The 20,375-nt window shown below is 73.6% G+C and carries 14 protein-coding genes; 11 read left to right on the top strand and 3 right to left on the bottom strand.

Annotation, left to right across the window (positions count from 1 at the left end):
- The first annotated feature begins 141 nt into the window (after nucleotides 1-141).
- The 3 genes from ABZ956_RS28100 to ABZ956_RS28090 all read left to right on the top strand — a co-directional run bounded on the left by ABZ956_RS28100 (nucleotide 142) and on the right by ABZ956_RS28090 (nucleotide 5,196).
- On the top strand, nucleotides 142-2,460 hold the full coding sequence (locus ABZ956_RS28100) for an SMP-30/gluconolactonase/LRE family protein (RefSeq protein ID WP_361899446.1): 2,319 nt from the start codon (nucleotides 142-144) through the stop codon (nucleotides 2,458-2,460).
- A gap of 31 nt (nucleotides 2,461-2,491) precedes the next feature.
- Nucleotides 2,492-3,961 carry a hypothetical protein gene (locus ABZ956_RS28095; protein ID WP_361899443.1) on the top strand — a complete coding sequence of 490 codons (1,470 nt, stop codon included), beginning with the start codon at nucleotides 2,492-2,494 and terminating at the stop codon, nucleotides 3,959-3,961.
- A gap of 140 nt (nucleotides 3,962-4,101) precedes the next feature.
- Complete coding sequence (locus ABZ956_RS28090; protein ID WP_361899565.1) at nucleotides 4,102-5,196, top strand: glycosyltransferase family 4 protein; 1,095 nt, start codon at nucleotides 4,102-4,104, stop codon at nucleotides 5,194-5,196.
- Between the two features lie 22 nt (nucleotides 5,197-5,218).
- Here the strand turns inward: ABZ956_RS28090 and ABZ956_RS28085 are convergent, their stop codons facing one another.
- On the bottom strand, nucleotides 5,219-6,268 hold the full coding sequence (locus tag ABZ956_RS28085) for a questin oxidase family protein (protein WP_361899440.1): 1,050 nt from the start codon (nucleotides 6,266-6,268) through the stop codon (nucleotides 5,219-5,221).
- Between the two features lie 217 nt (nucleotides 6,269-6,485).
- On the opposite strand from ABZ956_RS28085, the gene ABZ956_RS28080 reads away from it, so the two are divergent.
- Nucleotides 6,486-7,736: a cytochrome P450 gene (locus tag ABZ956_RS28080; RefSeq protein ID WP_361899437.1), complete on the top strand. Its 1,251-nt coding sequence runs from the start codon at nucleotides 6,486-6,488 to the stop codon at nucleotides 7,734-7,736.
- Nucleotides 7,737-7,761: 25 nt separating this feature from the next.
- Here the strand turns inward: ABZ956_RS28080 and ABZ956_RS28075 are convergent, their stop codons facing one another.
- Nucleotides 7,762-8,538, bottom strand: a complete 777-nt coding sequence (locus ABZ956_RS28075) for an acyltransferase (RefSeq protein WP_361899435.1) — start codon at nucleotides 8,536-8,538, stop codon at nucleotides 7,762-7,764.
- Nucleotides 8,539-8,679: 141 nt separating this feature from the next.
- Between ABZ956_RS28075 and rpmF the strand changes: the two genes are divergently transcribed.
- From rpmF to ABZ956_RS28045, 6 genes are all read left to right on the top strand, one after another.
- A complete protein-coding gene (gene rpmF / locus ABZ956_RS28070; protein ID WP_361899432.1) occupies nucleotides 8,680-8,853 on the top strand; it encodes a 50S ribosomal protein L32 in 174 nt (57 codons plus the stop codon).
- 143 nt (nucleotides 8,854-8,996) lie between these two features.
- Nucleotides 8,997-9,554, top strand: coding sequence for a L,D-transpeptidase (locus ABZ956_RS28065; protein WP_361899430.1), 558 nt, complete (start codon nucleotides 8,997-8,999; stop codon nucleotides 9,552-9,554).
- Between the two features lie 133 nt (nucleotides 9,555-9,687).
- The gene (locus ABZ956_RS28060; RefSeq protein WP_361899427.1) at nucleotides 9,688-10,296 is read left to right on the top strand and encodes a TIGR03086 family metal-binding protein; all 609 of its coding nucleotides are present in this window, start codon (nucleotides 9,688-9,690) and stop codon (nucleotides 10,294-10,296) included.
- A 62-nt stretch (nucleotides 10,297-10,358) separates the two neighbouring features.
- Complete coding sequence (locus tag ABZ956_RS28055) at nucleotides 10,359-11,321, top strand: hypothetical protein (protein ID WP_361899425.1); 963 nt, start codon at nucleotides 10,359-10,361, stop codon at nucleotides 11,319-11,321.
- Nucleotides 11,322-11,329: 8 nt separating this feature from the next.
- On the top strand, nucleotides 11,330-12,022 hold the full coding sequence (locus ABZ956_RS28050) for a hypothetical protein (RefSeq protein ID WP_361899422.1): 693 nt from the start codon (nucleotides 11,330-11,332) through the stop codon (nucleotides 12,020-12,022).
- On the top strand, nucleotides 12,003-12,905 hold the full coding sequence (locus ABZ956_RS28045; protein WP_361899419.1) for an inositol monophosphatase family protein: 903 nt from the start codon (nucleotides 12,003-12,005) through the stop codon (nucleotides 12,903-12,905). The genes ABZ956_RS28050 and ABZ956_RS28045 overlap by 20 nt, the downstream gene beginning before the upstream one ends.
- A 13-nt stretch (nucleotides 12,906-12,918) precedes the next feature.
- On the opposite strand, the gene ABZ956_RS28040 is transcribed toward ABZ956_RS28045, so the two are convergent.
- Nucleotides 12,919-14,109, bottom strand: coding sequence for an SLC13 family permease (locus ABZ956_RS28040; RefSeq protein WP_361899416.1), 1,191 nt, complete (start codon nucleotides 14,107-14,109; stop codon nucleotides 12,919-12,921).
- A 71-nt stretch (nucleotides 14,110-14,180) separates the two neighbouring features.
- On the opposite strand from ABZ956_RS28040, the gene ABZ956_RS28035 reads away from it, so the two are divergent.
- Complete coding sequence (locus ABZ956_RS28035) at nucleotides 14,181-20,264, top strand: TIR domain-containing protein (protein WP_361899413.1); 6,084 nt, start codon at nucleotides 14,181-14,183, stop codon at nucleotides 20,262-20,264.
- Nucleotides 20,265-20,375 lie beyond the last annotated feature (111 nt).

The following is a 20,375-nucleotide window of genomic DNA, read 5'->3' as shown; positions in this document are numbered from 1 at the left end:
GTCCGGCGCAGCAAACGCCGCATCACCGGCGTTTCTTCGTCAGTATGTGCGAGTCAGGTATGTCCGTACGACTCGGACGACGACGCTGCAAGCAGCCGGAAACCTCGTACGTGGCCCCATACGAGCGCGAAGGAGTCGGCGATGAGCGAACCCGACAGCAACCCCGGCGCACCGGCCCCCACACCCGAGCCCACCATCGTCACGGTCGCCGGCTACGGCGACGCGGTCTGGTCCGGTGACGGCCACAGCGCCGTGTCGGCCGGGCTCGACTGCCCCACTGGCGTGGCGATCGACGATCTGGGCAACCTCTACATCGCCGACGTCGCCACCGACCGGGTGCGCAAGGTGGACGCGAAGACCGGGACGATCCACGCGTTCGCCGGCAACGGCCTGCCGACCTTCGGGGGTGACGACAAGCCGGCCGTCAGCGCACACCTGTGGAGCCCCTCCGATGTCGCGGTGGACGCGCAGGGCAACGTCTACATCGCGGACGCGGACAACCACCGGGTGCGCAAGGTCGACGCCGCGACCGCGACCATCACCACCGTCGCCGGCACCGGTAAGCCCGGCCACTCCGGCGACGACAAGCCGGCCGTGACCTCCCAGCTGTCCAACCCGCGCGGTGTCGCGCTGGACGCCGGCGGCAACCTCTACATCGCCGACACCGACAACCAGCGGCTGCGCAGGGTCGACGCGAAGACCGGGACCATCACCACCGTCGCCGGCAACGGCAGCCAGGACGGGAGCGGTGACGACGGACCGGCCGCCAAGGCAGCGCTCAACGCTCCTCGCGGCGTCGCCGTGGACGCGCAGGGCAACGTCTACATCGCCGACACGGGCAACCACCGCGTGCGCAGGGTCGACGCCGCGACCGCGACCATCACCACCGTCGCCGGCACCGGCAAGCCCGGCCACTCCGGCGACGGCGAGCCGGCCGTCAAGGCCCAGCTCAGCAGCCCCAGCGGTGTGGCGGTGGACTCCGACGGCAATCTCTTCGTCGCCGAGTACGGCACCAACCGGGTACGGCGCGTGGACGCGGTCACCCGGACGATCGACCCGGTCGCGGGGACCGGTCACCCCACCTTCTCCGGCGACACGGGGGCGGCCGTCCGGGCCGAGCTCGCCAGCCCCCGAGGCGTCGCGGTCGACAGGCAGGGCAACCTCTACATCGCCGACACGGGCAACCACCGCGTGCGCAAGGTCACCGGTCTGCCGTCCGCTCCCCGGTTCGTGGTGTCGCCGGGCGGACCGCCGGAGGTGTCCCTGACCCGTTCGGGAGAGACCGGTTACCCCGGTGTGCGGCTGCACGCCACCCATCAGGGCCCGGTACCGCCCCTGACCGTCCGCGTGGACCTGCCGGCGGGCAAGGGCCTGCAGTTCGTCGCCGAGGGCCACGGCGCGTTCCAGCTGACCGTCCTGGACGCCGACGGGCACACGCGGTCCTACCCGGGAACGTTGTCCTCCGACAGGCAGACCCTCACCTTCGAGGAAGTCGACCCGGGACTTAAGGACAAGGGCGCGACGTCCGCGGCATGGGTCGCGGTGAAGGCCACCGGCGCGTCCCCGCTCGGGGACACGGCCCTCACCTTCAGGATGGGCGCCCGTACCTCCTCCTCCACGCCCGTCCACGTCGTCGTCCAGGTCTCGGTGTCCCCCGGCGGACCGCCGGACGTGACCCTCACACACGCGGGCGGGACCGGCTACCCGGGCGTGCGGCTGTACGCCGACGAAGGTGCCGTGGGCCCGCAGACCGTTCACGTGGAACTCCCGCCGGACCGCGGCCTGCGGTTCGTCGCCGAACACGGGAGCCGCTACCAGCTGACCGTCCTCGACGCCCACAACGTCTCCACGGCCTACGACGGGACTCTCTCCCCCGACGGACAGTCCCTCACCTTCGACAACGTCGACCTCGCCCTGCCCGCCAAGGGCTCCGCCTCCACCGCATGGGTGGCGGTGAAGGCCGCGCCCGACGCACCGTTCGGCACCACGAACGTGACCTTCCGGCTGGCCGGCCGGACGTCACCGTCCACGTCCGTGCACGTCGTCGTCCGGTTCTCGGTGTCGCCGGGCGGACCGCCGCCCGTGGACCTGACACGCGGCGGGGGCATCGGCTACCCGGGCGTCCGGCTGCACGCCGACGAAGGCGCGGTCCCGTCCCAGACCGTCCGCGTGGCCCTTCCTCCGGGCAAGAAACTGCGGTTCGTCGCCGAACACGGCAGCGACTACCAGCTGACCGTCCTGGACGCCCACAACGTCTCCACGGCCTACGACGGGACTCTCTCGCCCGACGGACAGTCCCTCACCTTCGACAACGTCGACCTGGCCCTGCCCGCCAAGGGCTCCGCCTCCACCGCATGGGTGGCGGTGCAGGCGGACTCCGGCGCTCCGACCGGAGACACCGGGCTGACATTCCTGGTCGGGCCCCTGAACTCGCCCTCCACGCCCGTCCGGATCCGCTGAGCCTCCCCGCCGAAAGCGAAGGAGAATCTCCGTGACGTCGACTCTTCCGGAACCAAGGAAGCTCTCTGCCAACGGCGACATCAACCAGAACCCGAACCTCGTGAAGGACGGCGGCTTCAAGTACGGCCCCAAATTCGCCAACGACGAGTGCGGCTACCGCCAGGCGAGCGCCTACGGCGCGAACATGTTCCTCACCTACTGGGAATTCGGCGGCAACGGCAACGCCAACGGGCAGCCCGGCGCCGGGAAGCCGGGTGAGTACATCGATGTCCGCACTCACGCCTACGCCTTCGCCATGAGCGACGCGCAGGACAAGGTCGACGGCAGCAACTCGGTCGACCTGGTGGGCCGGGGAAACAACCGCCACGGGTTCGTCGGACAGCACATCCCGGGCCTCACACCCGGCGCACAGTACGAGGTCACGTTCTGGACCAGCTCGCACTGGTACAACGAGACCCCGCACACGACGAGCATGTACTACAGCGTCACCGACGGGTCCTCGCGCTACGGCGGCAGCGTCCTGGACAAGAACCACATCACCGTCCCCCCGCCCACCGGCGTGAAGATCCCCGGCAACAGCTGGGCGCGGCAGTGGAAGGAGCACCGGAGCTCCTTCACCGCCCTGTCGTCGGAGGCGTACATCTCGTTCGCCGACGAGACCGCCAACGGCTACTGGACCGGCACCCAGCTGGCCTGCGTGGCGGTACGGCTCGCGACGCCCGCGCACGACTACCGCATCTCCCGGACCGACCCGGCCGGCTCCCAGGACGCCCCCCTGTCGGCCGCGAAGGACACTCCCTTCCGCGCCTTCCGCCTGCAGATCCTGGACGAGAACAACCAGCCGCTGGCCTCCCGGCAGGTGACACTGGAGCTGGAGCCCCGCGCCACCGGCTCACACTTCGTGTACGGCGGCAAGGCCCCGCTGACCTACACCGTGAAAACGGACGCCGACGGCTGGGTCCACGTGCCCGCGGGAGCACTGCAGGCGGGACCGCAGAGCGGGCCCATGCAGCTCCAGGCGCTGCTGAACGGCACCCGGCTGGGCGGCCAGGTGGACCTCAAGGTCGGCCCGGGCACGGCGGCCCGGTTCTCCCTGACGCCGGGCGGCCCGCCGGGCGTGACGCTGACGCATGCCGGCAACACCGGTTACCCGGGCGTTCAGATCCATGCCGACCAGGACGCCGTCCCCCGGCAGAACATCCGCGTCGACCTGCCGGCCGGCCGGGGGCTGCAGTTCGTCCCCGAAGGCGCCGGCCGCTGCCAGCTGACCGTGATGGACAGCACCTGGGCGACACGCTCGTACGACGGCACGCTCTCGCCCGACGGCCAGAGCCTCACCTTCGACGACGTCGACCCGGCCCTGCCCCACCAGGGCGCGAAGTCCGCGATCTGGGTGGCGGTACGGGCGTCCGGCGGCGCCGCGTCCGGGGACACGAGCCTGAGCTTCCGGGTGGGGGAGCGCACCTCACCCTCCACGCCCGTCCACGTCCAGGCCGGGTGACCGTCGAGGCCCGCCGGCCTGCCGGAGGGCCTCCGCCCTGTCGTCGCGCCATCCCCGACCGGAGGGAGTACCCACACGTGGACTCGGTGACGCCCCGACCGCACAGGCCCCCGCTGACCCCGCTCGGCCCGGTGCGGAGCCTGTCGATCGTGGCCCGGGTGTACGGCTATCCGCCGGCCCACAACGCCGGGTCCGAGTGGATGCTGCACTCGATGCTCCGCCCACTGAGCGAGCGCGGTCACCGGGTGACGGTCTGGCTCTCGCACCCCGGGAGCATGGAGAAGAGCTACGACATCGACGGCGTGCGGGTCGTCCCGTACCAGGAGGGCGCCGACTTCGCCGCCGAGGCGCAGAAGGCGGACGTGCTCCTGTCGCACTTCGAGAACGTCCCGCTCGTGTCGGGGCTCGCCCGGGCCCGCCGCATACCGGTGGTGGTGATCTGCCACGACAACTTCGCCACCAGTTTCCACAACGCGGCGGGCGCCGATCTCGTCGTCTACAACAGCCAGTGGATCCGGCGGGACGGCGAGATCTACTACGCGCAGTACCCCCGGGAGTTCCTGCCCCGGCGTACCCTCGTCGTCCGCCCTCCGGTGATCGCGCAGGAGTACCGCACCACCCCGGGCGACCACGCGACGCTGGTGAATCTCAACTCCGACAAGGGCGGCGACCTGTTCTGGCAGATCGCCGCCTGGACGCCGGAATGGACGTTCCTGGGCGTCCGGGGTGCCTACGGGCAGCAGGTCATGCCCCCCACGCGCCTGCCGAACTGCGAGGTCGTCGACGGCGTTCCCGGCAGCAGCATGCGCGAGCACGTCTACGCCCGCTCGCGCGTGATGCTCATGCCGAGCCTGTACGAGTCCTGGGGCCGGGTGGCGGTCGAGGCGTTCGCCTCCGGCATCCCGGTGATCGCCCATCCCACGCCGGGACTGGTCGAGTCCCTCGGCGAGGCGGGGATCTTCGCCTACCGCGACGACCTCAACGCGTGGACGCACGCCCTGAAGGCACTGCGGGACCCCGCGAACTGGGAACGGGCCTCGCGCAGGGCCAAGGCCCGCTCGGCCGAGCTGAGCGCGGCCCCCGACCTCCAGGAATGGTGCGAGGCCGTCGAGTCGCTGCGCGACGCGCGGCGGCGGACGTCCTTCCGGGTCCGCGGCCTCGGGCCCGGGGCGCTCGTCGACGAGCCGTCCCTCCCGGAAGTCGAAAGCTCCGGGCCCCATCGGAAGGAGGCCTGATCGGAGGCCCGTCACATGGCCGCTAGTCCCCGGAGCCGATCAGGCGCACGGCGTTCAGGACGGCCGCCAGGGCACGGTCGTCGCCGTCCTCCGCGGCCGCGGCCACGTCCAGGGCGGTGTCCGCGAACTTGATCACGTGCGCGTCGCCGTGGTCCGCGGCCAGTTCGAACACCTCCTCGTCGGTGACCGACGAGGCGTCCGGCGGCGGCAGCGGCGTGTCCGCCGCGTAGATGGAGGTGATGGCGGCGGTCGCCGTCCACGCCACCGCGAGCGAGGGCCCCCACAACTCCTGGGGCAGGGCGGGCAGGGTGCGCAGCACCGCGTTGGGGGCCGTGGCGGCGTGCACCAGCATGATGCCGTCGCCGTGCCCGTAGGCGCCGTAGTGGAGGGTGGCGGCCCGCACGAGCTCGCTCAGGCGTTGGCGGACGGCCTCGGGATCCTCCGGTACGCGCAGGGAGGCGGCGGTGTCCAGCCAGCCGGGCGTGCCGGCGAGCTGCGCGTAGCCCCGCAGGGGCATGACGTTGCGTTCGGCGACGCGGGGGAGAGCGGCCAGGGCGTCGGCGGGCGCGGCCCGGCCGGACGGGTCGAGGGAGAAGGGCAGAAGGGTGTGGCGGGCGGCCCAGTAGCCCAGGGCGTGGGCCAGTTCCGACAGGCGCGGGGCGTCCTCGCCCCCGGTGGTGAGGGCGCGTACGGCGTGGCCCACGCGGATGGCGGGGTGGGTGGCGGCGCCGGCGATGCCCGGCAGCAGCCGCGGCCACCACTGGGCGAGGACCTCGCGCCAGGGCCGGCCGGCGATCAGGTGGGAGAAATAGGCGGTCCAGTCGGTGACCCGGGCGGGGTCGCCGAGCGCCTCCCGCCAGTTGGCGTCGGTGATCCGCGCCCGCGGCCGGGGGACGTCCTCGAGCCGGGTCTCGTACGCGTCCAGCCAGCGGTGGACGGTGCCCGCCCGGCCCCGGTGGACCAGCGCCTCGACGGCCATCGGGCCGTGGTTGCTCAGGTATTCCCTGAACTCCGGGCCCCGGCCGTGCAGCCGGTGCAGAGCTTCGTCGAGTGTGTCGCTCGTCGTGTCCATGCGCCGAGGCTAGATCGCCGTCCGGCCCGGGCGTAACGGTCCTCCGCCCTACTCCGGAGGTCGTACGGCGGGGGTGCGGTGCGCTCAGGGTAGTCACACATGTGGGTGTATTACCGATACCGGCGAATGCGCCCTTGTTGAACGGGAATAGCCAGTATGCGGGGCTGGTCCGTTGTGCCGTTCCGGCCGGTTCCGGCATGAGACAGGGAGCCATGGCATGACCACATCTTCCGCGCACCCCTCGCCGGCCGGAGAATCCAGCCACGCCCGGCCGGACGACGACCGGGTCCACGAGTGGGCGGTGGACCACCTGCCCGCCCTGAACTTCGACCCCCTCCTGCACCGCCTGCTGCGCGAGGAGCCGGTCGCCCGGATCCGCCTGCGCTACGGCGAGGGGGAGGCCTGGCTGGTGACGCGGTACGAGGACGTCAAGACCGTCGCCTCCGAGCCCACCCTCAGCCGCGCCCTGACCGTCGACCGCCCGGTCACCAGCATGACCCCGCACGTGGTGGCGCCGGCCGGCGGCATCGGCCGTACCGATCCGCCCGACCACACGCGGCTGCGGCGGCTGGTCGCCCAGACGTTCGGACGCAAGCGGGTGGCGGCGCTGCGCGCCCGGGCCCAGGAGCTCGCGGACGAGATGACCGGGCGGATGGCGCGGCAGGGCCCGCCGGCCGACCTGACCGAGTGCCTGACCGGGCCGCTGCCCGCCCAGTTGATCGGTGACCTGCTGGGCGTGCCCGCCGACGACATCGGCGTGCTGCAGGGCTGGCGCGCCGTCATCCTCTCCAGCAACCACTCGCAGGAGGAGTCCGACGCGGTCAAGCGCGAGATCGCCGGCTACTTCCGCGAGCTGGCCCGGCACCGGGCCGAGCACCCCGGCGAGGACCTGTTCAGCGCCCTGGTCGCGGCCCACGGCGAGGGGGAGCTCAGTCTCCCCGAGCTGATCTCGCTGGCCGTCATGCTCGTCCTCAACGGCATGGACGCGGTGCGCAATCAGGTCTCGAACATGGTCTACGCGCTGCTGACCCACCCCGACCAGCTGGCCCGCCTGCGCGCCGAGCCCGCGCTGCTGCCGCGGGCCGTGGAGGAACTGCTGCGCTACATCCCGCACCGCAACGGCGTCGGCCTGCCCCGCATCGCCACCCAGGACCTCGATGTCGCCGGGAAGACGATCCGCAGCGGCGAGGTGGTCTACGTCTCCTATCTCGCCGCCAACCGCGACTCCTCGGTCTTCAAGGACCCCGACCGGCTCGACATCGCCCGGGACGAGGCGCCCAACCTGTCCTTCGGGCACGGCGCGCACTACTGCGTGGGCGCGCTGCTGACCAGGATGGAGGCGGAGGTGATGCTCTCCACCCTGCTGGAGCGCTTCCCGGGCCTGCGCCTGGCCGTCGCGGAGAAGGACATGCGCTGGCGGCGCGGCTCCATCAACCGCGGGCCGGAGTCGCTTCCGGTGACATGGTGACCGCGGCCCGGTGACGCGCCGTTTCCTACCCGTCCGCGCCGTCGGCGGCGGGCGCGGAGACGGGCGAGGTGCGCTGCCACTCCGCCAGGGCCACCAGTTCCTCGGCGGTGACCCCCTCGGGGACCGGCACCGGCGGCGGGGTGCGCAGCGGCGGCTGCCAGCCCGCTTCCCGGTCCCAGGTCCGTACGATCCTGGCGGGCGCGCCGGCGACCACGGCGTGGTCGGGGACCTCGCCCCGGACGACCGCTCCCGCCGCGACCACCACGTTGCGCCCCAGCCGGGCGCCGGGCAGGATCACCGCTCCGGTGCCGATCCAGCTCCCGGGGCCGATCTCCACCGGCTCGCTGCGGGGCCACTGCTTGCCTATGGGCACGTCGGGATCGTCGTAGCTGTGGTTCGTGGTCGTCACATAGACGCCCGGGCCGAAGAAGCAGTCGTCGCCGATCGTCAGCGGCGCGTCCGCGATCACATGGCTGCCCCGGCCGAGGACGACGCCGTTGCCCAGCCGCAGGAGCGGATCCGGCCCGAGGTCGAGGTCGGGCATCATCCCGGCGGTGAGCGTCACGTCGCGGGCGATGATGCAGTGCTCACCCAGCTCGATCCACGGCTCGCCGAAGACGGTGCCCTGGGGGAAGGCGAGACGGGTGCCGGCGCCGATGCGGCGGAAACGGTACGGGCCCGGGCGCGCGGCCGTCACCGCGCCGGCCTCCCGCACCCAGTGCGCCCCGCGGTGCACGGCCCGTGAGACGGCACGCCGCCGCCAGGCCGTGAGGGATGAGAACAGGTTCTGCTGCGTCGGCACCCCCTCACGGTACTCAGCGCGCCCCTGGCCGCCCCCCACCAGGGCTGTGATCTTCGACCCACCCCACTGGATGGCTTATGACATTCATTTTCATGTAGCGTGTGGCCCCGACACCGCCCCACCCACCCCGGAGGTCCCCCGATGGCCGTGCCCAAGCGCCGTATGTCCCGCAGCAACACCCGCCACCGCCGCGCGCAGTGGCGCGCCACCACGCCCGCCCTCGTGCCGATCGTCGTCGACGGCCAGACCTACCAGGTCCCCCAGCGGCTCGTGCGCGCCTACGAACGCGGGCTCCTGCCGCTTCCCGGCAAATGACGGCATGGCCGGGCCGGCGGGTGGCGAGAATCCCGCACACCCTCCCCGGCGCCTTCCCGCCTCCCGCAGCGCTCCTGACTGCGGGGACGGCGCGACGGAACGCCGGGGCCGGCCCGCGTCCGTCAACCTGAGGAGACACCGTCATGCCTCGCACCTCACCCTCGCGGGTAAGTCCCGCCCTCGCCGGCGGGGCCGTGGCCACCGCGCTCGCCGCGGTGGCGCTGCTCGCGCCCGCCGGCCAGGCAGCGCCCGCCGCGGCCTCGAGCTATCTGCAGTTCACCAAGGGCACCCCCACCCACTCCCGGCTGACACTCTTCCGTGACCACCGGCCGGTCGCCGAGTACCGCGCCGGCTCGGGGACCAGCGAGCAGGAGTGCGAGCGCGGCCGCGGCTGGCTCCCCGACGGGACGTACACACTGGGCCGCCACCACACCGCCTACGACGGCAACCTCGTCAAGGGCTACGCCATCGAACTGGGCGGCAAGCGCTGCCAGGACGGCACCTGGCGCACCGAGCTGTTCATCCACAGCGAGATGACCCGCGACGGCGGCCGGGGCGGCCCCGAGAACCAGCGCTGGGACGGGGAGAGCGACTACACCTCCCACGGCTGCGTCAAGCTGCGCCCGCAGGACATCAAGCGGCTCTACCGCGCCCTCGACCGGGACGGCTGGCCCACCACCTTGAAGGTCGTGCACGGCTGAGAGGCGGTCCCGTCCGGTCCGGTGAAACAGGTGAAAGACCGGACGGGACCGCGTCGGCCGCCCGACGCGGGCGGCCGACGTGTATACGGTGGCCCCTGCTGCCCACGACGGAGCGCGTGCTGGAGGCCCCACCATGACCGTGGACTTCGACCTCGGCCCGGCGGCCGGCCGGATGGCGGGCCTGCTGGAAGCGGTCACCGACGAACAGCTCACCGCGCCCACGCCGTGCGAGCAGTACCGCCTCGGCGACCTCATCGAGCACGTCGGCGGCCTCGCCCTGGCCTTCACCGCCGCCGCCGGCAAGACCGACCTGCCGCAGGGCGGCCACGAGGGCCCCTCCGGCGACGCCGCCCGCCTCGCCGAGGACTGGCGCACCCTCATTCCCGCCCGGCTCGCCGCCCTCGCCGAGGCCTGGCGCGAGGCGGCCGCGTGGGAGGGCATGACGCGGGCCGGCGGCGTGGAGCTGCCCGGGAACGTGGCCGCCCGGGTGGCCCTGAACGAGCTGGTCGTCCACGGCTGGGACGTCGCCCGGAGCAGCGGACAGCCCTACGTCTGCGGCGAGCGGGAACTGCGGACGTGCCTGGAGTTCGTGGCGGGGTTCGCCCCCGATCCGGAGGAACGGCCCGCGGGCCTCTTCGCCCCGGCCGTCGCCGTCCCCGCCGACGCCCCACTCCTCGACCGGGTCGTCGGCCTCACCGGCCGCGACCCCGCATGGCGCGGAACCTACCCGTCACGACCGTGAATCCTGGCCGTCGGCCACGCCCCCCTCCTACGATTGCCGCAACCGGGGGAGAGGTTGGGGCCATGGCACGCGGAACTGCCGAGCTGGGACGGGGAATCGAGAACGCCGTCGGGTGGACCATCAGAAACCTCGACGGCGTCGTCGCCCTGGGCGCGGCCCTGATCATCGGCCTCTTGGACGTCTTCGACCAGCAAATCGACGACAACGTCACCTCGGGAGCCACGCTCCTGGTCCTGGCCGCCCTCGTCTTCGGCACGCTGACCGAACGCCGGCGCCGGGTCGTCGACATCCGCACGGCGATGACCGGGACGCGGCACGCCCTGGAGGACCTGACCATGGTCCGCTCCCTGTCCGGCGCCGAGCTCGAACAAGCCCTGGACAGAGCGCGGCAGAACACCGACCGCTGGGTGTTCAAGGGCGGCACCGGCACCTACCTGCGGGCGGTGACCCTGCCCTTCTGCGTCCAGGAGGCGCAGCGCCAGCGCCGCTCGCTCACCATGAAGATAGACATCGTCAACCCGGCCGACGAGCAGGCGTGCGCGGCCTACGCGCGCTTCCGCCAGACCTTCGCCCACCGGCTGCACGTCACGCCGCCGCAGGCCTGGACCGCCGAGCGGACCCGCAAGGAGTCCTTCGCCACGGTGCTGGCCGCCTGCTGGTACCGGCAGCAACTGGACACCCTGGAGATCGACGTCTATCTGTCGTCGGTGGTGCCCACGCTCCGCTTCGACCTGTCCAACTCGTGCCTGATCATCACCCAGGACGATCCCCAGCGGGTCAACCTGCTGGTGGAACGGGACCGGCCGCTGTACGACTACTACGTCACCGAGCTCCACCAGAGCCGGGAACAGGCCCATCCCCTCAATCTGAGCCGCACCGAACCACTGAGCCAGGAGCCGACGGTCGACGAGGTCCTGCGGCTCTTCGAAGGGCTCGCCCTGCCCTTGCCGGCGTCCTTCACCGACCGGGACGTCGGCGAGATCATCGACAAGGCCCTGCACGCGGAGAATCCCTACCGGAGGTGAACCCCCGAGTGCGCAGCCCCGTGGACTACGGACTGATCGAACAAGCCATGGCCGAAGCCGAGGCCGGGGGCGGCGCGGTCACCGCGCTGTTCGACGCGGCCGCCTCGGCCCTCGAGGAGATCGCCGCCGGCCGCCGGCGGCTGCGCGCCGTCCGCCACCCGCTGGGCTTCCTGTGCCTTCCCGTGCAGCGCGAGGACGACCGGGGCGTGTGCGTGCACGTCTTCGACGCCGAGGCGCCGGGCAGGGCGACGGGGCTGACCACCTCGCCCGTGCACGCACACAGCTGGGATCTGACCAGCTGTGTGCTGTACGGACAGGTGGGCAATCTGCGGATCCGGGTGCGCGACCGGCCGCGGGAGGCCACCCATCGCGTGTACGAAGTGCGCAGCGACGGCTCGGCGGTGGACGAGCTCCGGCCGACGCAGCGCCTGGTGAGGTGCGAGCCGGGTCCCGAGGAGATCAGTGCCGGTGGCGAGATCTACACCCTGCCCGCGGGGCACTTCCACGCCACCGTCGTGCCGCCCGGCACCGCCGCCGCCACCCTGCTGCTGGGCCGTACCCTGCCCGGCCGCCGCGACCTGAGCCTGGGACCGGTGCATGGCGCCCCGCACCGGGTGGTACGACAGACTTGCGATGCGGCGCAGACCGCGCGGACGGCTCGTACTGTCCTCAGGAGGATCGATGGACGCCTTTCCCCGTGACGGCGCACCTCAGGGCCCCCTCCCCGCAGGGCGGTACGCGGCCGAGAGCGCGGTGGCGGTCGGCGCCGCCCGGGCCGCGGGCGCGCTGGTGCGTTCGCGCTTCCAGGACGACTACGGCGTGCGGGCCAAGGGCGGGCGCGGAGACGTCGTCACCGATCTCGACCTGCTGGCCGAGCGCCTGATCGTCGAGCGGGTCCGGGAGCACTTCCCGCACGACCGGATCCTCGCCGAGGAGACGGGCACCATCCCTGGCCAACGGTCCGGGGCGCCGCACCGCACCTGGCTGGTGGATCCGCTCGACGGCAGCAACAACGTCGTCATCGGCCTGCCGGCCTACGTCGTCGGCATCGCCCTGTGCGTCGACGACAGGCCCGTGGTCGGCGTCGTGCACGACCCGGTGACCGACCGGACCTGGACCGCGACGGCGGGCGGCGGCGCGTACGGGCCGGGCGGCCGGCTGAGCGGTCCCGCCCGCGCGCCGTCCGCCGCCGGCCCGCTGCTCGCCTGGACCCAGGGGCACACGGTCGCCCGCCGGGACGCCGTGCTGCGCGAGTTGAAGGCGACGCTAGACGTACGGTGCCGGCGCCTCCTCCAGCTCTGGGCGCCCCTGCTGGCGTGGGCCATGCTGGCCCGCGGTGACATCGACGGCTTCGTCGGCTACCGCGCCGAGGGCATCGACCTGCCCGCGGGCGTCCTGCTGGCGGCCGAGGCGGGCCTGGAGATCCGGTCCCTGGACGGCGGCCCCTTCCGCGGCAGCGTCGACGGGCCCGACGTCGACCGCAGTTTCGTCGCCGGCCGCCCCCAGGACATCCCCTACCTCCTCGACCTGGTCGCGCACCGGGCCGGGCGCGGGCCGAGGGCCGCGCTCAACGGACACCCCTGACCGCGCGCTTGTCTCACCCGGTGGCGGCGAGCGCCGCGACGGACGCCAGCAGGGCCGAGCTCGCCAGCACCGCGCCCGTCCCCATGAACCGCTTCAGCGACACCCGCACCCCTTGCGCGTGACAGCGCTCGAACCACAGGAGCGTGGCGAGGGACGCCCACGGCGTCACCAAGGGGCCCACGTTGGTGCCTATGAGCAGGGCCAGCAGCTGCTGGTGATTGCCCTCGGGCACCGCCGACTCCCCGGCCAGGTACACCGGCAGGTTGTTGAGCGCGTTCGACAGGCCCCCGCCGACCGCCGCGGCGCGGAACATCCCCAGCAGGCCGCCGTCCGGCCCCACCGCCGAGGACAGCACCTCGTGCAGACCGTTGACGTTGACCGTCTCCACCACCAGGAACAGCCCCGGCACCAGCACCAGCAGCCGCCAGGGCACCAGGGACAGCCGCAGCGCCGACCTGCGGCGCACCGCGAAGGCCGCGACGGCGAGCGCCATGGCCCCCGCCGACGCCGTCCACAGGGGAACGGCATCGACCAGGATGGCCAGCAGGAAACCCGCGCAGGCGACGGCGCACACGCGGAACAGCACCCGGTCCGCGGGGCGGTGGACCGACGGCGGAACGTAGTCCTCCGCGCCCCGCTCGCGGCGGCGCCAGTAGAACAGCCACAGGCAACCCATCGTCACGGCCACGGCGGCCAGTTGGGCCGCCCACATCCTCGCCGCCAGGCCCAGGGGGGAGAGCGCCACGCGGTCCGCCGCCAGCAGGTTCGTCAGATTCGACACCGGCAGCAGCAGACTCGCCGTATTGGCCAGCCACACCGTCGTCATCGCCAGCGGCACCGCCGCGATCCCCACCCGCGACGCCAGCGCCAGCATCACCGGCGTCAGCAGCACCGCCGTGGTGTCGAGATTGAGCGTGATCGTCGTGGCCGAGGCGAACACCACGCACAACACGAACAGCCGCGCGTAACTCCCGCCACCGGCACGCGCCACCCCCGACGCCACCACGTCGAACACCTCGGCCCGGCTGGTGAGTTCCGCCAGCACGATCACCGTGCCCAGGAACGCCAGCAGCGGGGCGATCCGCGCCATCGCGTCCCCGGCCGGCCCGGAGGGCAGCAGCCCCGTGGCGAGGAACAGCAGACCGCACGCCAGCACCCCACCGGCCAGCCAGTCCAGAACATGCAGACGTCGTAAGGCGCGCACGGGCAAGAGCATCGCACACCATTCGCACGAATACAGTGACCGCACGTGACCTTGTTCCTAGGATGGGGACCATGGTCGCACGCCAGGAACTCGACGCACAGCACCGGCCGTTGGACTTCTTCATCAGCTACTCACCGGCCGACGAGCGATGGGCGTCGTGGATCGCCTGGACGCTGGAGGAAGCTGGCTACCGCACCGTCATCCAGGCATGGGACTTCGTCCCCGGAACCAACTTCGTCGACTTCATGGACCGCGGGGTCAGCGAGTCCGCCGCCGTCATCGCCGTCCTCTCCCGCAACTACGAACGCTCACGCTACGGACGGATGGAGTGGCAGGCCGCCCTGCGCGCCGACCCCGACGCGCCCGAACGCCGGCTGATCACCGTACGCGTCGAGGACATCCCCGTCGAAGGGCTGCTCGCCACCATCACCTACGTCGACCTCGTCGGCATCCAGGACAGCGCCGCCGCCCGCGACCTGCTCCTGACCCGCGTCGGCCACGCGCTCGACGGAAGAGCCCGCCCCACCCGGGGCCCGGGATTCCCCGGCTTCCCCCCGGGCACCGGCCACCCCGGCGACCCCGCTCACCCCGCCCCGCACCCGCCCCGCCTGCGGCCCGGCAGCCCCGGCTGGGCCGGGCGCCGCCGCCCCGCGGCACCGCCCGGCTACCCCCAGGCCGCCGAGGGCCAGCACACCCGCGAAGCCGTCAGCGTGCTCCACCTGGCCGGGCCCGGTTTCGGCAGGGGCGCCGACCCCGCCGAACTCCAGGCCGCCATCTGGGGCGACCTCGTCGAACTCACCGACGCCGGCGCACCCGCGCCCGACCTCCTCGTCGTCACCGGAGACCTCACCGCCTCCGGCAGCCCGCGCGAGTGCGACCAGGCGCTGACCTTCCTGACCGGCCTGCGCTCCCGGCTGGGCCTCGCCGCCGACCGGCTCGCGGTCGTACCCGGCGGCCAGGACGTCAGCCAGGCCGCCTGCCGCGCCTACTTCAACAACTGCGAAGCCGACGAGATGCAGCCCCGGCCGCCCTACTGGCCCAAGTGGCGCCACTACGCCCGGCTGTTCCAGGAGCTCTACCAGGGACTGGACGCCGTCTTCGACAGCGACCAGCCCTGGAGCCTGTTCCCCGTCCCCGCCCTGCGCACGGTCGTCGCCGGCCTCAACTCCTCGATGGCCTACAGCCACCGCCCCGACGACCAGTACGCCATGGTCGGACCCGAACAGGCCGCCTGGTTCGCCCAGGCCCTGCGCTCCTACGAACGGGAGGGCTGGCTGCGCCTGGGCGCCCTGCGCCACCCCCTGGACACCCGACGCCCGCTCGACGACGAGCCGGCCCCCGCCACCGGCGAGCGGACCGCACGCCCCGCCGGACCCGGCCGCGGCCTCGGCTACGACCCGCCCCGCGGCGCGGGCGGCGCCCCCGGCGCCGGACGCCGCGCCGGCACCGCCCCCTTACGCGACACCGACGTCCTGGCCCGGCTCACCGCACCCCGGCTCAACCTGCTGCTGCACGGCCCCACCGCCGAACCACGGGCCGCCGCCACGCCCACCGCCTTCGCACTGCCCCTGGCCACCCGGCAACTGCCCGTCCTCGGCGCCGCGGCCCCCGGCCTGCACCAGCTGCTCCACCTCACCCGCGACGGGCTCACCCGCTGGCCGCAGAGCCCCGAGGGGACACCCCGCCGGTACACCCTCGCCTGGCCCGGCACCCACCGCGCCTTCGGGCCGCCCCCACCGCCCCCGCCCGCCCCGGGCACCGAGGACCCCGCCACCGCGCCCGGCTCACCCGACCCCCTGACCCCCCGGGACGGGGACGGCCTGGCCGACCCCGCAGCCGACCCCGCCGCCGGCCCCGCCGCGGAGGCCCGCGCCGTCCAGGGCCCCCTCGACGCCCTCATCGCCCGCGTCGCCGAGGTCTGCCGCATCCGCCACGACGGCGTCCACCTGCGCCGCATCCCGGGCGACCCGCCCGGCCTGCTCGTCACCTGGACCGAGGCCGGCTTCGTACGCCAGCAACGCGTCGGCGTGTGCTCCGGCACCCCCGGCGCCGAGGACATCGACCGCTTCATCGACCGCGTCCACGCCTCCGACACCGAACCCGACGCCGAACTCGTCCACGACGGCCCGCCGCCCGCCCGCGCGCTGCGCGAGCACGCCCGCCGCCGGGGCGTCCTCGTACGCAGCTTCACCGAATTCCAGGGACTGCTCGACCTGCGCGGCTACGTCGCCGCCCAGACCGAACGCCTGAGCACCGACCCCCAGTACCAGCCCGGCCTCTACCTCCCCCAGCGCTACCGCGAGCTGGAGCGCCCCGGGGGCGTGGAGCGCGACGGCCTCGTCGACGACGTCCTGCGCCTCCTCGACGCCGACCACGGCCGCTTCCTGCTGCTGCTGGGCGACTTCGGGCACGGCAAGACCTTCGCCCTGCGCGAGCTGGCCCGCCGCCTGCCGGCGGAACTGCCCCACCTCGTCCCCCTGCTGATCCAGCTCAGCTCCCTCGACAAGGCCCACACCCTCGACGGACTCGTCGCCGCGCACCTGGCCGGCCACGGCGTCGACACCATCGACCTGCGCGCCTTCCGCTACATGCTCCGCCAGGGCCGGATCGTCCTGCTCTTCGACGGCTTCGACGAACTGGTCAACCAGGTCAGCTACGACCGGGCCGCCGACCACCTCCAGGTGCTGCTCGACGCCGCCGTCGACAACGCCAAGATCGTCGTCAGCAGCCGCACCCAGCACTTCCGCTCCCAGGCCCAGGTGCTGACCGCGCTCGGCGAGCGCGTCGGGCTGCTCCCGCAGCGCCGGGTCCTCGCCGTCCAGGAGTTCACGCCCCAGCAGATCCGCTCGTACCTGGTGAACCGCTACGGCGACGAACACGCCGCCGACCGCCGGGTCCGCCTCCTGGAGGGCATCCCCGACCTGCTCGCCCTGTGCCGCAACCCCCGCCTGCTCAGCTTCGTCGCCGACCTCGACCACGACCGGCTGCGCGCCGTCGCCGGCGCCGGCCGGGCCCTGAGCCCCGCCGGCCTGTACGAGGAGGTCTTCTCCTCCTGGCTGCGCTTCGAGGAACGGCGCGGCCAGGGCGGACCCGGCAGCACCCCCGGCCTGACCCTGAGCCAGCTGTGGCGGGCCGTGACCATCCTCGCCCTGCGCCTGTGGGAGAGCGGCGAGAGCGCCCTGCGGATCGACGAACTCAACGACGTGGCCGACGCGCTGACCGAGCTGGTCGACACCCGGCTCTCCGCACCGCAGGCCGCGCACGCCGTCGGCTCCGGCAGCCTGCTCGTGCGCACCGACGACGGCCTCTTCCGGTTCATCCACGGATCGGTGGCCGAATGGCTGGTGGCGCGCGAAGCAGGGGCCCGCCTCGGCCGCGACGAGCAGGGCGAGACGGACCTGCTGGCCCGCCGCCCGCTCAGCCAGCTGGCCGTCGAGTTCCTGTGCGACCTCGCCGACCACCGCGCCTGTCAGCAATGGGCGGAGCGGGCCCTGGCGGGCGAGAGCGCCGAGACGGGCGGCGCACGCGACGGCGGCGAGACCGCCCGCGCCAACGCGGTGAAGATCCTCAGCCGGCTCAGGGTGCCCGCCCACACGGACCTGCGCGGCGCCGTCCTGGCCGGCGAGGACCTCTCCTACCGCGACTTCTCCGGCGTCGACCTCACCCGCGCCGACCTCACCGACGCCGGCCTCGTCGGAGCCGACTTCTCCGGCGCGGTCCTGCGCGGCGCCCGCCTGGCCGGCGCCCGCCTGGACAACGCCGACCTCAGCGGCGCCGACCTGCGGGGCGCGGACCTGCGCAGAGCCCGGCTGCTCCGTACCGACCTGCGCGGCGCCCAGGTCGCGGGCAGCAGCTGGCAGCGCTCGGCCCTCATCAGCGCCGTGGCCGATCCGGCCACCCTGGACGCCCCGGAGCTGCGCGCCGCGGCCGTCGCCCCCGGCCTGTCCGCCGAAGCCGGCTTCCGCCCCTCCGCGGTGGGCGTCCCCTACGGCTTCGACATGCGCACCAGCCGGCTGCCGGAACCGGTCTCCTACAGCCCCGCCGGCGAACTCCTCGCCCTCGGCAGCGAGGACGGCGGCGTCCTGGTGTGCGACGCCGCCACCGGCACGGCCCTGCGCACCCTGCACGGCCACATGGGCCGCGTCTACGCCGTGAAGTTCCGCGGCGGAGTCCTCGCCACCGGCGGGGCGGACGGCACCGTACGGCTGTGGGACCCCGTCTCCGGCGTCTGCCGCCACCGGCTGGAGGTCCACCCCGACGGCGTGTGGCCCGTCTCCCTCGACGCCTCCGGCACCCGCCTGGCCACCGGCGACGCCGACGGCACCGTCACCCTGTGGGACGTCCCCACCGGCACGGCCCTGCACCGCCTGCCCGGCCACCGCGCGCCCGTCTACACCGCGGTGTTCAGCCCGGACGGATCGCTCCTGGCCACCGGCGACGCCATCGCGGCCGTACGGCTGTGGGACACCCGCACGGGCCGGTTCCTCGGCGAGCTCGAGGGCCACCGCGGAGCGGTCTACCGCGCCCGCTTCAGCCCGGACGGGACCCTGCTCGCCACCGGCGACATGGGCGAGGACGACCGGGGCGCCGTCCGGATCTGGGACGTCGCCGGGCGACGGCTGCGCCACACGTGCACCGGCCACCCCGGCCGCGTCTACACCCTGGACTTCCACCCCGGCGGTGCCCTGCTCGCCAGCGGCGACACCGAAGGCCGGGTCCTGCTGTGGGACCCGCTGACCGGAGAGCCGGCCGCCGCGCCGCTGTCCGGCGGCGGGGCCGTGTACCAAGTGGTGTTCGACCCCGAGGGCGGCATGCTGGCGGCGGGCGGCAGCGACGGGTCGGTCCGGCTCTGGCGGATCTCCCGGAGCACACCACCGGCCGCACCCGCCTCCGAAGCCCCCGCTTCCTCGCTCACGAGGTGGTCGGCCGTGGCCCTGCGCCAGCAGCCCGCGGACCACCAAGGCTCCGTCTGGGCCTGCCGGTTCCGGCCCCGCGGCGGCACCGGCGCCCCGGATTCCGGCCCGCTGCTGGTGTCGGCGGGCAACGACGGGTCGGTGCGGCTGTGGGACACCACCACCGGCCGCGGCAGGCGCATCCTGCGCGGGCACGGGCGCAAGGTCGTCAGCCTCGCCTTCAGCGCCGACGGCGCGCGGCTGGCGGCGTGCGGCAACGACGGCGCCGTCCGGCTGTGGGAGCCCGCCACCGGCCGCCATGTACGCGACCTCACCGGCCACAACGACCGCCTGGTCTCGGCCGTTTTCACCCCCGGCGGACCCCTGCTCGCCACATCGAGCAGCGACGGCGACGTCTATGTGTGGAACGCCGCCAGCGGCGAGTACCAGCGGGAGATCGACGCCGAGACCGACCACGTGTGGGCCGAGGCGTTCAGCGCCGACGGGGAGATCCTCGCCACCGCCAACGACGACGACACCGTACGGCTGTGGTACCGCAGTACGGGTGCGCACGTGACCACCCTCGCCGGGCATCGCGGCCGGGTGCGGGCCCTGTCGTTCACGGCGGACGGCACCGGCCTGGCCACCGGCTGCGACGACAAGTACGTCCGCCTGTGGGACCTCACCGACAGCCGCCTGGTCGCCGAACTCGAAGGCCACGCCGACCGGGTGTACGCGGTCGTCCACGGCTCCGGCGACGCCTGGCTGGCCAGCGCCTCCTGGGACGGCCAGGCCATCGTCTGGCAGGACGGCGGGCCCCGGCACCGCCTGCGCGGCCACACGGGCCGGCTGTGGGCCGCCGCGGCCCATCCCGCCCGTCCGCTGCTGGCCACCGCCGGCGACGACCGGACGATCGGCCTGTGGGACCCCCTCGGCGGCGGCCTGACGGGCCGCCTGACCGGCCACACCGGCCGGATCCTCGCCCTTGCCTTCAGCCCGGACGGCTCCCTGCTGGCCAGCGGCGGCGAGGACGGCACCGTCCGCCTGTGGACGGTGCCACCCGAGGGCATGCCGTCCGAGCGCGCCACCCTGATCGGCGTACCCGGCGGCTGGGCGACCCTGACGCCGTCGGGCGGCTACAAGTTCGACGGCGACGTCACGGGCGAGTTCTGGCATGTGGTGGGCATGTGCCGGTTCGAGCCGGGCGAACTCGACGACCACGTGCCGGGAGTGCGGCGGCTGGCGCTGGACGACGCCATCTGAGCGGTGGCCGCATCCGCGCTCCGCGGCGAGCGCTCATCCGTGCGGGTGATAAATGGCTGCGCGGCCACAGTGAACGGCGACGGCCGCGCTCCCGGGGCGCGACGATGCCGG

Origin of the sequence: Streptomyces sp. NPDC046261, from assembly GCF_040646235.1 — a bacterium.
Taxonomy (GTDB): domain Bacteria; phylum Actinomycetota; class Actinomycetes; order Streptomycetales; family Streptomycetaceae; genus Streptomyces.
The sequence above is the reverse complement of the archived record's forward strand: the minus strand, read 5'-3'. Positions and strand labels throughout refer to the sequence as shown.

Coding starts and splice junctions, on each gene's coding strand:
- ABZ956_RS28045 (WP_361899419.1), top strand. CDS start 12,003: ATGGACGCCTTTCCCCGTGACGGCGCACCTCAGGGCCCCCTCCCCGCA.
- ABZ956_RS28065 (WP_361899430.1), top strand. CDS start 8,997: ATGCCTCGCACCTCACCCTCGCGGGTAAGTCCCGCCCTCGCCGGCGGG.
- ABZ956_RS28080 (WP_361899437.1), top strand. CDS start 6,486: ATGACCACATCTTCCGCGCACCCCTCGCCGGCCGGAGAATCCAGCCAC.
- ABZ956_RS28085 (WP_361899440.1), bottom strand. CDS start 6,268: ATGGACACGACGAGCGACACACTCGACGAAGCTCTGCACCGGCTGCAC.
- ABZ956_RS28035 (WP_361899413.1), top strand. CDS start 14,181: ATGGTCGCACGCCAGGAACTCGACGCACAGCACCGGCCGTTGGACTTC.
- ABZ956_RS28100 (WP_361899446.1), top strand. CDS start 142: ATGAGCGAACCCGACAGCAACCCCGGCGCACCGGCCCCCACACCCGAG.
- ABZ956_RS28060 (WP_361899427.1), top strand. CDS start 9,688: ATGACCGTGGACTTCGACCTCGGCCCGGCGGCCGGCCGGATGGCGGGC.
- ABZ956_RS28055 (WP_361899425.1), top strand. CDS start 10,359: ATGGCACGCGGAACTGCCGAGCTGGGACGGGGAATCGAGAACGCCGTC.
- rpmF (WP_361899432.1), top strand. CDS start 8,680: ATGGCCGTGCCCAAGCGCCGTATGTCCCGCAGCAACACCCGCCACCGC.